At 75.1% G+C, this 12,954-nt stretch carries 13 protein-coding genes; all 13 read left to right on the forward strand.

Features of this window, described 5'->3' with window-relative positions; translation table 11 throughout:
• Position 1: 1 nt before the first annotated feature.
• The 13 genes from VNF07_05340 to VNF07_05400 all read left to right on the forward strand — a co-directional run bounded on the left by VNF07_05340 (position 2) and on the right by VNF07_05400 (position 12,881).
• Positions 2–367 (forward strand): holo-ACP synthase, encoded by a 366-nt coding sequence (locus VNF07_05340; protein ID HVB05654.1) that lies wholly within the window; start codon positions 2–4, stop codon positions 365–367.
• Between the two features lie 5 nt (positions 368–372).
• Positions 373–1,713, forward strand: coding sequence for an NAD(P)H-hydrate dehydratase (locus tag VNF07_05345; GenBank protein ID HVB05655.1), 1,341 nt, complete (start codon positions 373–375; stop codon positions 1,711–1,713).
• Positions 1,713–2,936, forward strand: coding sequence for an alanine racemase (alr, locus tag VNF07_05350; protein HVB05656.1), 1,224 nt, complete (start codon positions 1,713–1,715; stop codon positions 2,934–2,936). Before VNF07_05345 ends, alr begins: the two co-directional genes overlap by 1 nt.
• Positions 2,926–3,525, forward strand: coding sequence for a uracil-DNA glycosylase (locus tag VNF07_05355; GenBank protein ID HVB05657.1), 600 nt, complete (start codon positions 2,926–2,928; stop codon positions 3,523–3,525). Before alr ends, VNF07_05355 begins: the two co-directional genes overlap by 11 nt.
• Positions 3,522–4,079: a tRNA (adenosine(37)-N6)-threonylcarbamoyltransferase complex ATPase subunit type 1 TsaE gene (gene tsaE / locus VNF07_05360; protein ID HVB05658.1), complete on the forward strand. Its 558-nt coding sequence runs from the start codon at positions 3,522–3,524 to the stop codon at positions 4,077–4,079. Before VNF07_05355 ends, tsaE begins: the two co-directional genes overlap by 4 nt.
• A 31-nt stretch (positions 4,080–4,110) precedes the next feature.
• Entirely contained in the window at positions 4,111–4,812 is a 702-nt protein-coding gene (tsaB, locus tag VNF07_05365; GenBank protein HVB05659.1) for a tRNA (adenosine(37)-N6)-threonylcarbamoyltransferase complex dimerization subunit type 1 TsaB, read from the forward strand.
• Complete coding sequence (gene rimI, locus VNF07_05370; protein ID HVB05660.1) at positions 4,809–5,378, forward strand: ribosomal protein S18-alanine N-acetyltransferase; 570 nt, start codon at positions 4,809–4,811, stop codon at positions 5,376–5,378. Before tsaB ends, rimI begins: the two co-directional genes overlap by 4 nt.
• Positions 5,375–6,433: a tRNA (adenosine(37)-N6)-threonylcarbamoyltransferase complex transferase subunit TsaD gene (tsaD, locus tag VNF07_05375; protein HVB05661.1), complete on the forward strand. Its 1,059-nt coding sequence runs from the start codon at positions 5,375–5,377 to the stop codon at positions 6,431–6,433. Before rimI ends, tsaD begins: the two co-directional genes overlap by 4 nt.
• Positions 6,434–6,523: 90 nt before the next feature.
• Complete coding sequence (groES, locus tag VNF07_05380) at positions 6,524–6,817, forward strand: co-chaperone GroES (protein ID HVB05662.1); 294 nt, start codon at positions 6,524–6,526, stop codon at positions 6,815–6,817.
• Entirely contained in the window at positions 6,817–8,445 is a 1,629-nt protein-coding gene (groL, locus tag VNF07_05385; GenBank protein HVB05663.1) for a chaperonin GroEL, read from the forward strand. Before groES ends, groL begins: the two co-directional genes overlap by 1 nt.
• Before the next feature lie 61 nt (positions 8,446–8,506).
• Entirely contained in the window at positions 8,507–9,280 is a 774-nt protein-coding gene (locus VNF07_05390; GenBank protein HVB05664.1) for a CoA pyrophosphatase, read from the forward strand.
• Positions 9,281–9,357: 77 nt separating this feature from the next.
• A complete protein-coding gene (locus tag VNF07_05395) occupies positions 9,358–10,503 on the forward strand; it encodes a GuaB3 family IMP dehydrogenase-related protein (GenBank protein ID HVB05665.1) in 1,146 nt (381 codons plus the stop codon).
• Between the two features lie 2 nt (positions 10,504–10,505).
• Positions 10,506–12,881, forward strand: coding sequence for a hypothetical protein (locus tag VNF07_05400; protein ID HVB05666.1), 2,376 nt, complete (start codon positions 10,506–10,508; stop codon positions 12,879–12,881).
• Positions 12,882–12,954 lie beyond the last annotated feature (73 nt).

Here is a 12,954-nt window from a genome sequence, read left to right on the forward strand (position 1 = left end):
GATGACGGCGGTCGGTCTCGACGTTCTCGAGATCGCCCGCTTCCGGCGCGCCCTCGAGCGCCAGCCGCGCCTCGCGGCGCGCCTGTTCACGGCGGGCGAGCTCGGCGACCTCGCCGGTCGCTCGGACCCCGTCCCCGGTCTGGCGGCGCGCTTCGCCGCCAAGGAGGCGACGATGAAGGCGCTCGGCGTCGGCCTCGGAGCGGTGGACTTCGCCGAGATCGAGGTCCTCCGCAGCCCCTCGGGGGCGCCGCAGCTGCGCACTCACGGGCGGGCCGCCGCGCTCGCCGCCGAGCGAGGGGTGCAGGAGTTCACGCTCAGCCTCACCCACTCCAAAGGCGTCGCCGCCGCCGTGGTGCTCGTCCTGTGAGGCCGGTGCTGAGCGTCGCCGAGATGGCGGCGGTCGACGCCGCGGCGACGGCGCACACGCCCCTCGAGCAGCTCATCGCCCGCGCCGGGGCGGCGGTCGCCCAGCGCGCGCTCGCCCTGCTAGGTGGCGGCTACGGGCGGCGCGTCGTCGTCGTCGCCGGCAAGGGCCACAACGGCGACGACGGGCGGGTCGCCGCGCACCTCCTCGAGCGACGGGGCGTGCGGGTGCGCCTCCTCGACGCGGCCAGCGCCCCCCAGTCCCTCCCCGCGTGTGACCTCGTGATCGACGCCGCGTACGGCACGGGGCTGCGCGGCGGCTACCGCCCGCCCCGCCCCCCGGCCGGGACGGGGGTCCTCGCCGTCGACGTGCCCTCGGGCCTCGACGCCGACACCGGCGCCGCCGAGGAGTCGGTGCTCGCCAGCGCGACGGTGACCTTCGGTGCCCTGAAGGCGGGCCTCCTCCTCGGGGAGGGCCCGGCGCGCTCGGGCGAGGTCGAGGTCGCGCCGATCGGCCTCGACCTCGGGCGCGTCACGATGCAGCTCGTCGAGGACGGGGACCTCGCCCTGCTCCCGCCGCGGCCGCGCGAGGCGCACAAATGGCAACGCGCCCTCTACGTCGTCGCCGGCTCGCCGGGGATGCACGGCGCCGCCGAGCTCGCGGCGCGCGCCGCGCTGCGGGCGGGGGCGGGGATGGTGCGCCTCGGCTCGCCGGGCAACGCCCCCGACGCCCTCGGGGTCACCGAGGCGGTCGCCCGGCCGCTCCCCGCCGACGGCTTCGCCGAGGCGGTCCTCGAGGAGCTCGGCCGTTGCCAGGCGCTCGTGCTCGGGCCGGGCCTCGGGGCCGCCTCCGGGGTCGCGGCCGCGGTCGCACGCCTGCTCGCCTCCTCGCCGGTGCCGGTCGTCCTCGACGCCGACGGGCTGAACGCCCTTGGTCGGCTCGCCGGGGCGGTGGACGCCGCCGCGCCGCTCGTGCTCACCCCCCACGACGGGGAGTTCGCCCGCCTGGTCGGCGCCCCGCCGGGCCCGGACCGCGTCGCCGCGGCGCGTGCCCTCGCGGCGCGCGCCGGGGCGGTCGTCCTGCTGAAGGGCTCGACGACGGTGGTCGCCGACCCCGTGGGCGAGGTCCGCCTGGTGAACGCCGGCAGCGCCCGCCTCGCCACCGCGGGGACGGGCGACGTCCTCTCGGGGGTGATCGGCGCCCTCCTCGCTCGCGGCGTCGACCCCCTCGACGCCGCCGCGCTCGGCGCGCACGCGCACGGCCGCGCCGCCTCGCTCGGGCACGCCGAGGGCCTCGTCGCCGGCGACCTGCCGGCGCTCGTCTCGCGCGTCCTCTCGCAGCGCCACTGATGGTGCAGTACCGGCGCGCCTGGGCGGAGATCGACCTCGCCGCCGTGGCCCACAACGCCGCCCTGTTGCGCGCCGTGGTCGCACCGGCGGCGCTGTGCGCGGTGGTGAAGGCTGACGGCTACAGCCACGGCGCCGTCGCGATCGCCGAGGCCGCCGTCGCCGGCGGGGCGAGCGTGCTCGCCGTCGCGCTCGTCGAGGAGGGCCTCGCGCTGCGGGCCGCGGGGATCACCGCGCCCGTCCTCCTCCTCTCCGAGCCGCCGCCCGCCGCCATCGCCGCGGCGGTCGCCGCCGGCCTCACCCCGACGCTCTACAGCACCACCGGGCTACGGGCCGCCGCTGCGGCGGCCGGCGCGGCGGGGCGGGTGGTCCCGGTGCAGGTGAAGGTCGACACCGGGATGCACCGGGTCGGCGTTGCCCCCTCCGAGCTCGTCGCCCTTGCAAAGGAGCTGGCCCGCGAGCCGGACCTCCTCCTCGAGGGCCTGTGGACCCACTTCGCGGTCGCGGACGACCCCGCCGACCCCTTCACCGCCCTGCAGCTGGCGCGCTTCGAGGAGGCGCGCGCCGACCTCGCCGCGGTCGGCATCCAGCCGCGCCTGCTGCACGCCGCGAACTCGGCCGGCGCCCTCGCCCACCCGGCCAGTCGCTTCGATCTCGTCCGCTGCGGGATCGCGCTCTACGGCTACCCGCCGAGCGAGGCGCTCGCCCCCCTCGTCGGTGAGGCGAGCGGTGGCGGGGCCCTCGCGCCGGTGCTCTCGCTGCGCGCCGAGGTGCACGCGGTGCGGCGGCTCGCGGCGGGGGAGCGGCCGAGCTACGGCCGGCGCTACGCGCTCCCCGCCGACACCGTCGTCGCCACGGTGCCCCTCGGCTACGCCGACGGGGTCCCCCGCGCCTATTTCGACGGCGGGGGGGAGGTGCTGATCGGCGGCCGGCGGCGGCGCCTCGCCGGCACGGTGACGATGGACCAGCTGCTCGTCGACGTCGGTGACGACCGTGGCGTGCACCCGGGCGACGAAGTGGTGCTCATCGGCCGCCAGGGCGACGAGGTGATCGACGCCGCCGAGTGGGCCTGCAAGCTGCACACGATCGCCTACGAGGTCCTCCTCGGCATCGGCCCGCGCGTCCCCCGCCGCCCGGTGGGCGTGGCCGGGGCGCCGGTCTACGCTCTGCCCGTGCACCGGGACGGGCACGGGCGCGCGCCCGGAGCCGATGAGTATGACGACTAGCGCCACTGCGATGCTCGCCCTCCTCGAGGCCGAAGCGCTCGGCTGCGTCGACTGCCGCCTCGCCGAGGGGCGGACCAAGGTCGTCTTCGGGGTGGGCAACCCGATGGCCCCGCTCGTCTTCGTCGGCGAGGGTCCGGGGCGCGACGAGGACCTCGCCGGAGAGCCCTTCGTCGGCCGTTCCGGCCGTCTCCTCGACCAGCTGATCGCCGAGGAGCTGGCGATGCGGCGCGAGGACTGCTACATCGCGAACGTCGTGAAGTGCCGCCCCCCGAACAACCGCGACCCCCTCCCCGACGAGGTCGCGGCCTGCCACCACTTCCTCGCCGACCAGCTCGGCGCGATCGCCCCGAAGGTCGTCGTCACCCTCGGGAACTTCGCGGCGCGCGCCCTCCTGCACACCACCGAGGGGGTGACGCGCCTTCGCGGGCGGAGCTTCGCGTACGGCGAGGCGCTCCTCGTGCCCACCTTCCACCCGGCCGCGGCGTTGCGCGGCGGCGGGGTGGTGCTCGCCCAGATGCGCGCTGACCTCGTGCGCGCGAAGCATGCACTTGCCGGTGGCGGGGTACCAGGCGGAACGGTGAAACCGTGAACCCGACCCTGCACATCGCCCTTTCCGACGCGGCCGCGACGCACGCGCTCGGGGGCGCCGTCGCGGAGGTCGTCGAGCGCGGCGACGTCCTGCTGCTCGTCGGCGAGCTCGGCGCGGGGAAGACGACCTTCACCAAGGGCCTCGTCGCCGCCCTCGGCTGCGCCGACGAGGTGACGAGCCCGACCTTCACGCTGCTGCACTGCTATCCGAGCAACCCCCCGGTCGCCCACGTGGACTGCTGGCGGCTCTCCGAGCTCTCCGAGGTGGCCGACCTCGGCCTCGAGGAGGTGCTCGACGACGGCGGAGTGGCCGTGATCGAGTGGGGTGAGCTCGCCGCGCCGTTCCTCGGCCAGGCCGCGCTCACCCTCTCGCTCGAGCTCGTCGAGGACGAGGGGGGCACCGAGGACGGGGGCTCCACCCGCGTCGCCCGGCTGTCGACCGTCGGCGCCGACTGGGCGCGCCGCCGCGGCCACCTGCAGAGCGCCTGTCGGGCCGCGGGGCTCACCGTCGAGCTGCTCGACGGCGCCCCCGACGACGCCGTCGCGCAGTGGTGAGCGACCCGGCGATGCCGAACGGCGGCCGGCGGTGATCCTGCTCGCCATCGAGACCGCGACGATCGGCGTCGGCGTCACCCTCATCGAAGAGGCGGTGGTGCTCGCCACCTTCTCGGCGCGCCCGGGGCGCCGCCACGCGGAGACCCTGCACCCGGCGATCGCCTCCGTCCTCTCCTCGGTCGGGGCCTCGGTCGGCGACCTCGACGCGGTCGCCGTCGACGTCGGGCCGGGGCTGTTCACCGGGCTGCGGGTCGGCGTTTCCGCCGCGAAGGCGCTCACCTTCGCCCTCGGGGTGCCGGCGGTGGAGGCGACGAGCACCGAGCTGCTGCGGCGAGGCGCCCCCGTCGCGGGGCGGCCGGTGGTGCCCGTCGTCGATATGCGCCGCGGCGAGGTCGCCTTCGAGCTCCCCGGCGATGCCGAGATCCGCGTCACGAGCCCGGACGAGCTCATCGCCGAGCTCAACAAGGAGATGGCCCTCGAACGGGCGCTGCTCGTCGGCGACGGGGCGCTCCGCCACGCAGAGGCGATCCTTTCCGCCGGCCCCGCCGGGGTGGAGATCGCCGACGACGCGCACGCCGCCCCCGACGCCACGGTGCTCGCCCACCTCGGCATCGAGCGGCTGCACCGCGGCGAGGTCTGCGACGCCTTCGCCCTCGCCCCCCGCTACCACCGCCAGGCCGACGTGCGCATCAGCTGGGCGACCCGTGACGACCCCCCGGGCGGCGCGAGGTGACCTTCCGCCTGCCCGGCCGCGCACGCACCGCGGCGCCGCCCTCGCCCGCGCGGGCGGTCGAGATCGTGCCGATGCGCCGCCGCCACGTCCGCCAGGTGGCGGCGATCGAGGAGCGCATCTTCCCCCGTCCCTGGTCGCCGGCGCTGTACTACTCCGAGCTCGCGATGCCGGCGACGCGGGTCTACCTCGTCGCCCTCTCGGGGGACACGGTGGTCGGCTACGCAGGCCTGATGCTCGTCGCCGGCGAGGGGCACATCACGACGATCGGCGTCGCGCCGGAGTTCCAGCGCCACAAGATCGGCATGCGCCTCCTGCACCGCCTCGCGTCGGCCGCCCGCGAGCACGGGGCGGGCGCGCTCACCTTGGAGGTGCGCGTCTCCAACCACGGCGCGCAGGAGCTCTACCGCACCTTCGGCTTCGTGCCGGCGGGGATCCGCAAGAACTACTACGCAGAGGTGAACGAGGACGGCCTCGTGATGTGGGCGCACGGCGTCGACAGCGACGACTACACGATCCGCCTCGAGGAGATCGGTGTCCGCCTCGCGGCCGCGGAGCGCGGGGAGTGAGCGATCTCGGCGCCCGAGGGCGCGCGATCCTCGCCGTCGAGAGCTCCTGTGACGAGACGGCGATGGCCGTCGTCACCGAGGAGCGGGTGGTCCTGTCCTCGGTGGTGTCGAGCCAGATCGACCTGCACGCCCGCTACGGCGGGGTCGTCCCCGAGCTCGCCGGGCGGGCGCACGTGGAGCGGGTCGTGCCCGTCCTGCACGAGGCGCTCGAGGGCGCGGGGCTCTCCCACCGCGGCCTGCCCCTCCACGACGGCGCGCCCGAGCTCGTCGCCGTGGCCGCGACCTGCGGCCCCGGCCTCGTCGGCTCGCTCCTCGTCGGTGTCTCCTTCGCGAAGTCCCTCGCGCTCTCCTTCGGCCTGCCCTACGTCGGCGTCAACCACCTCGAGGGCCACCTCTACGCCTCGCTGCTCGAGGATCCCAACCTCGCGCTCCCGGCGCTCGTCTGCCTCGTCTCCGGGGGACACACGCTGCTCGTCGCGATGCAGGCACCGGGCATCTACCGCATCCTCGGGGGGACCGTCGACGACGCCGCTGGGGAGGCCTTCGACAAGGTGGCCCGCTTCCTCGGCCTCGGCTACCCCGGCGGCCCGGAGATCGAGCGCTCGGCCTCCGCCGGCGACCCGCGCGCGATCGCCTTCCCGCGGCCGATGCTCGACGACGGCCTCACCCTCTCGTTCTCCGGGTTGAAGACGGCGGTCGTGCACCACGTCCGTCACCACCCCGAGATCGCGACCCCCGACGTCGCCGCCTCGTTCCAGCAGGCGGTCGTCGACGTGCTCGTCCACAAGAGCCTCGCCGCCGCGGCCGCCTGCGGCGCCCGCTCGCTCTGCCTCGCCGGCGGGGTGGCGGCGAACACGCCGCTGCGCGAGCAGATGGCCGCCGCCGCGGCGGCGCGCGGCCTCGGCTGCTTCGTCCCCTCGCGGGCGATGTGCACCGACAACGCGGCGATGATCGCGGCCGCGGCCCACATCCGCCTCGCGAGCGACGGCCCGAGCCCGCTCTCCCAGGGCGCGGAACCGAACCTCGCCTTCCCCGAGGAGCGCCTCGCCGGCTAGCGCAGGCCCGGGGTTGCCTGCCGGGCGCTTCATCAGTATCGTTAGCACTCAACAGGTAAGAGTGCTAATGAGACCAAGGGAGGCCTCGGCATGACGCTTCAGCCGCTGGAGGACCGGATCGTCGTCCGCCCGAGCGAGGCGGAGGAGACGACGGCATCGGGACTTGTGATCCCCGACACCGCCAAGGAGAAGCCCCAGCAGGGCGAGGTGCTCGCGGTCGGCCCCGGCCGACGCGCCGAGAACACCGGCGAGATCGTTCCGCTCGACATCGCGGTCGGCGACAAGGTCGTCTACTCAAAGTACGGCGGCACCGAGTTCACCGTCGACGGCGAGGAGCTGCTCATCCTCACGAGCCGCGACGTGCTCGCCAAGGTGGTCGGCTGATGGCCAAGATCCTCCGATTCGACGAGGCCGCACGACGCGGCCTCGAGGCGGGCGTGAACAAGCTCGCCGACACCGTGAAGGTGACGCTCGGCCCGCGCGGCCGCAACGTCGTCCTCGACAAGAAGTTCGGGCCCCCGACGATCACCAACGACGGCGTGACCATCGCCAAGGAGATCGACCTCGAGGACCCCTTCGAGAACATGGGCGCGCAGCTCGTGCGCGAGGTGGCGACCAAGACCAACGACGTCGCCGGTGACGGCACGACGACGGCCACCGTCCTCGCCCAGGCCCTCGTGCGCGAGGGGCTGCGCAACGTCGCCGCCGGAGCGAACCCGATGTCGCTCAAGCGGGGGATGGACGCCGCGGTGCGCGCCGCGGTCGAGTCGATCCGCAAGCAGTCCCGCGACGTCGAGGGCCGCCAGGAGATCGCCCAGGTCGCGGCGATCTCGGCCGCCGACACCTCGATCGGCGACGTGCTCGCCGAGGCGATCGACAAGGTCGGCAAGGACGGCACCGTGACCGTCGAGGAGTCGAACACCTTCGGCCTCGAGCTCGAGTTCACCGAGGGCATGCAGTTCGACAAGGGCTACCTCTCGCCCTACTTCGTCACCGACGCCGACCGGCAGGAGGCGATCCTCGAGGACCCCTACATCCTCATCGTGAACTCGAAGGTCTCGGCCGTGCACGACCTCGTGCCGGTGCTCGAGAAGGTCATGCAGTCGGCCCGGCCGCTGCTCGTGATCGCCGAGGACGTCGACGGTGAGGCGCTCGCCACGCTCGTCGTGAACAAGATCCGCGGCACCTTCCACTCGGTCGCGGTGAAGGCCCCCGGCTTCGGGGACCGCCGCAAGGCGATGCTCGGCGACATCGCCGTGCTCGCTGGTGGCCAGGTGATCTCCGAGGAGGTCGGCCTGAAGCTCGACAACGTCTCGCTCGACCTGCTCGGCCGCGCCCGTCGCGTCGTCGTGACCAAGGACGAGACGACGATCATCGACGGCGCCGGCGACTCCGACGAGGTGAAGGGGCGGATCGCGCAGATCCGCCGCGAGATCGAGGACACCGACTCCGACTGGGACCGCGAGAAGCTCCAGGAGCGCCTCGCGAAGCTCGCCGGCGGCGTCGCCGTCGTGCGTGTCGGAGCCGCGACCGAGGTCGAGCTCAAGGAGAAGAAGCACCGCATCGAGGACGCGCTCTCCGCGACCCGCGCCGCGATCGAGGAGGGCATCGTCGCCGGTGGCGGCACCGCCCTCCTGCAGAGCCGTGCGGCCGTCCGCAAGGCCGCCGAGGCGCTCACGGGCGACGAGGCGACCGGGGCCGCGATCATCGCCAAGGCGCTCGAGGAGCCCCTGAAGTGGATCGCGATCAACGCCGGCCTCGAGGGGGCGGTGCTCGTGAGGCAGGTCGAGGGGGCGAAGACGAACTTCGGCCTCAACGCCGTCACCGGTGAGGTGGAGGACCTCGTGAAGGCGGGCGTCATCGACCCCGCCAAGGTCACCCGCTCGGCCCTGCAGAACGCCTCTTCGATCGCGAGCCTGCTGCTCACGACAGAGGCGCTGATCGCCGACAAGCCGGAGCCCGCCGGCGACCACGGTGGCCACGGCCACGGCGACGAGATGGCGATGATGTGAGGTGCCTCTCGGGGCGGCCGGTGCTGCCGGCCGCCCCGATGCACCACCCGCGAGGCCGTCCGTGACGGAAGGCCCGCCCGACGACCCCCGCGAGGGGGAGAAGTCGCCCGCAGCCGCCCCCGAAGGGGGGCGGCTCGTCTTTCCCGGTGACCTCGACGACCCCTGGACGGTGTCGCACCGCCAGGTCGTCACCCGTCCCGAGGACTTCGCGCTCGGCGAGCGGCGCCGCTGGCAGCCGCCGGCACCACTCGACGTCGCGACGCTGCGGCGGGCGCTCCTCCCCGCCGACCGGGCGGCGCTGCAGGCGCTCGCGCCCGTCTCCTCGGTGCTCGTCCCGATCTACGACTTCGAGGGCGAGCTCGCCGTGCTCCTCACGCGGCGCTCGAGCTCGCTCAGCCTCGACCCCGGCAACATCTCCTTCCCCGGCGGAAGGGTCGAGGCCGGGGAGAACCCCCTCGACGCGGCGCTGCGCGAGGCGGAGGAGGAGGTCGGTCTCGAGCGGGCTGCGGTCGAGGTCCTCGGCTGCCTCGACCTGGTGGAACGGGTGCGCGACGGACAGCGCGTCACCTCGGTCGTCGGCCTCGTGCACGGCGGGCCGGAGCTTGCTCCCAATCCCGCGGAGGTGGAGGCGGCGCTCCTCGTCCCGCTCGGCGCGCTCTTCGCCGAGGGCGCCGCGTGGACCGAGCACTGGGGGACGGCGCGGCGGGCGATCCGTTTCTTCTCCCACCCCGTCGTCCTCGGCGAGGACCTCGTGTGGGGGCTCACCGCCCGCATCTTGTGGGATCTGCTCGAGCGGCTGGAGGAGAGCGCCGGCGGCGCCGCCACGGGCGACTGAGGTTCCGAAGGTGCCGTGCCGGAGGCCCCCGCCGCCAGCCATTAGCGTGCGCACGGCGCAAAGGGCGGGAGGTCGCGGTGGCGGAGTTCGAGATCGGGGCGGGCAAGAACGCCCGCCGCGCCTACGGCCTCGACGAGCTCTCGGTCGTCCCGAGCCGTCGCACCCGCGACCCCGAGGACGTCGACATCAGCTTCGAGCTCGACGCCTACCGCTTCGCCCTGCCGGTCGTCGCCGCGCCGCTCGACGGCGTCGTCTCGCCCCAGGTCGCGATCGCGATCGGCGAGCTCGGCGCGCTCGGCGCCCTCAACCTCGAGGGGCTGTGGACCCGCTACGAGGACCCCGAGCCGGTGCTCGCCGAGATCGCCTCCCTCGACCCCGAGAAGGCGACGCCGCGCCTGCAGGAGCTCTACGCGCGGCCGATCGACCCGGACCTGTTGAAGCAGCGGATCCGCGAGATCTCGGCCTCCGGGGCGGTCACCTGCGGCGCCCTCACCCCGCAGCTCGTCGCCGACCTCGGGCCGGTGATCCTCGACGCGGAGCTCGACGTGCTCCTCATCCACGGCACCGTCGTCTCCGCGGAGCACGTCGCGAAGCGCGTCGAGCCGCTCAACCTGAAACAGTTCATCCGCGAGCTCGACATCCCCGTCGTCGTCGGCGGCTGCGCCTCGTACCAGGCGGCGCTGCACCTGATGCGCACCGGGGCCGTCGCAATCCTCGTCGGCCTCTCGCCAGGCGGCGCCTCGACGACGCGCGACGTGCTCGGCATCGACGTCGCGACGGCGACGGCGATCGCCGATGTCGTCGGGGCGCGCAGCCGACACCTCGAGGAGAGCGGCGTCTACGTGCAGGTCATCGCCGACGTGGGGCCGGGGACCGCCGCCGACGTGGTGAAGGCGACGGCCTGCGGCGCCGATGCCGTGATGCTCGGCGGCGCGCTCGCCGCCGCGACGGGCGCTCCCGGCCGCGGCCGTTACTGGGGGATCGGCGCGGCGCACGCGACCCTGCCGCGGGGCACCACCCTCGCGGCCGAGGAGGTGGGCGACCTCGAGACGATCCTCCTCGGCCCGGCGCACGAGGGCGCGGGGCGGACGAACCTCTGCGGCGCGCTGCGGCGGGCGATGGCGATGTGCGGCTACGCGAGCATCCGTGAGTTCCACAAGGCCGAGCTCCTCGTCGGGCCGCCGAGCGGCGGCGGGGGCGCTCCCGCGGCGTCGCTCGCCTGAGCGTGGCGGCGCTCGCCGCGCTGCGGGCGCGCCGCGGGGACGTGTGCGGCGTCGCCTGGGTCCTCCTCCTCGCCCTCCTCTTCCTCTCCCCGGCGCTCACCGACGGGCCGCAGTTCGCCCCCGCCGACCTCGGCACGACGGACTCCCCGGCCCTCCTCAGGGGGGCGCTGCCGCTCTCGCACGACTGCGTGCCGCCACCGGTGCTCGCGAGCTGCCCCCACAACTCGCTGAACGGCGACCAGATCACCCAGGCCATCCCGTGGAGCACCGAGAACTGGCGGCTCGTGCACGCCGGCCACTTCCCCCTCTGGGACGACCTCGAGGGCAACGGCCTCCCGCAGTTCCTCAACTTCGAGTCGGCGACGCTCGCCCTCCCGAGCCTCGTCAGCTACCTCTTCCCGCTCTCGCTCGCCTTCTTGGTGACGGTGCTCGTGAAGCTGCTCATCGCCGGCCTCGGCACCTACGCGCTCTGCCGGCTGCTCGGCTGTCGCCCGCTCGCCGCCGCGCTCGGCGGCACGACCTACATGCTCTCGGGGGCCTTTTCCGGCTGGCTCGGCTGGTCGATCTCGGGGACGATGTGCTGGGCGGGAGCGCTCGGCGCGACGGCGCTGTGGTGCTACCGCCGGCGGGGGGCGCTCCCGCTCGCGGCGCTCGCCGGCGCGGTCGCCTTCGCCGTCTACGGCGGCTTCGTCGAGGCCTACGTGCTGCTCACCGGCTTCTTCGGCGTGCTCCTCGTCGCCGGCGGGCTGGCGCTGCTCGCCCGCCGCGAGCGGCCGCAGCTCGCGGGCGCGGCGCGCGCCCTTGGCGGCGCGGCGCTCGGCGTCGCGCTCGCGGCGCCGCTGTGGCTCTGCGGCCTCCCGGTGCTGCGCGCCTCGGTGCGCTCGGGGGAGGTGACGGCGCACGGGATCCTCGTGCGCGGCGTGGCGCTCTTCTTCGCGCAGGGCTACGACGGCCTGCCGACTGCGGGGAGCTCGTTTTTCGGGGTGGGGCTCCCGAACTACTACGAGTCGGCGAGCTACGTGGGCGTGCTCGCGCTCGTCCTCGCGCTCCTCGCGCTCGTCCTCGGTCGCCGCCGACCGGCGGTCGTCGCCTTCGCCGCGGCGGGCGTCGCCGGCGTGCTCGTCGCCTACCGCCTCGACACGGTGAGCCCGGTGCAGCGGCTGGTGATCGACCTCGGCCTCGGCGCGGTCGACATCGACCGCATCCTCTCGCTCGTGGCCCTCGCGGTCGCCGTGCTCGCGGCGCTCGGCGCCGAGGCGCTGGCGGCGCGCGCCCGGGAGCGCGCCGTGCGGCGCAGCCTCGCGGCGGCGCTCCTCGTCGTCGGCGGCGTCGTCGGGCTGCTCGGCGTGAAGGCCCTCGGCGGCCTCGCCGCCCCCTACCTCGCGCTCCGCCAGGCGAGCCTCTACTGGCCGGTCGCCTCGCTCGCGCTCGTCGCTGTCGCCGCGCTCCTCCTCCTCGGTGGCAGGGCGGGGCGGCGGGAACGAGCACGCGGCGGCACCCTCGCCCGCCTCTCGGCGCGCCCCGGCGAGGCCCTCGTCGCGCTGGCGCTCGTCGGCCAGAGCGCCTTCCTGCTCTTCGCCGGGGTGGGGGTCAACTCCTACTCCCGCGTGGCCTTCCCCGGGACGGTGGCGACGGCGACCCTCTCGCGCCTCACCGGCGGAGCCCTCGTCGGCCTCGACTCGGTGAACGACAGCGCCTGCTACCGCCTCTTCCCGACGGGCCTCTACCCGGCGATGAACGTCGGCTACGACATCGATGAGCTGGCAGTCCACGACCCGACCGCCCCGAAGGCCTACTTCGACTCCTGGCCCGTGGCCGGTGCCGGCCAGACCTCGGGCGGTGCCTGCGCGAAGTCCCCCGGAGCGGGGGTGAACCTCTTCGCACCGCCGATCACCAGCGCCGCGCTGGCGCGCCGCTACGGCGCGGCCTTCATCCTCTCCGACGCACCCACCGCCCCGAGCGGCGCGCGTCGCGTCGGCCCCGTCGGCGCCGACACCCTCTACGCCGTCAGCGCCTCCGGCCGCTTCAGCGCCTCGGCGGGGGCGACCGTTGGCGCGACGAGCCATCCCTTCGACGCCCGCTACACCCTCACCGTCGACGGCGCGCGCCCGACCACGGTGACGGCGCGCATCACCCCGAGCCCCGGCTGGCAGGCGACGAGCGGGGGGCGGCCGCTCACGCTCGGTCGAGGGGTCGGCAACTTCTACACGGTGCGCCTCCCCGCCGGCCGCCACACCGTGTCCTTCACCTACCGGCCGCCGCACCTCGTGGCGGCGCTCGTGCTCGTGCTCCTCGCCCTGCTCGTGCTCGCCGCCCTCGCGCTCGCTGCCGTGCGCCGGCGCGGCCCCATCGGGAGGGTGCCGGTCGCGGTCGCGTGAGGGCGCGGGCGTGCCACCGCGGCGCCCGTGCACGTGCGGCCCGGACGCCGCCCGGCGGTCTCGCGACAGCCGC

The sequence above is a fragment of the Acidimicrobiales bacterium genome, from assembly GCA_035533595.1.
Classification (GTDB): Bacteria; Actinomycetota; Acidimicrobiia; order Acidimicrobiales; family Bog-793; genus DATLTN01.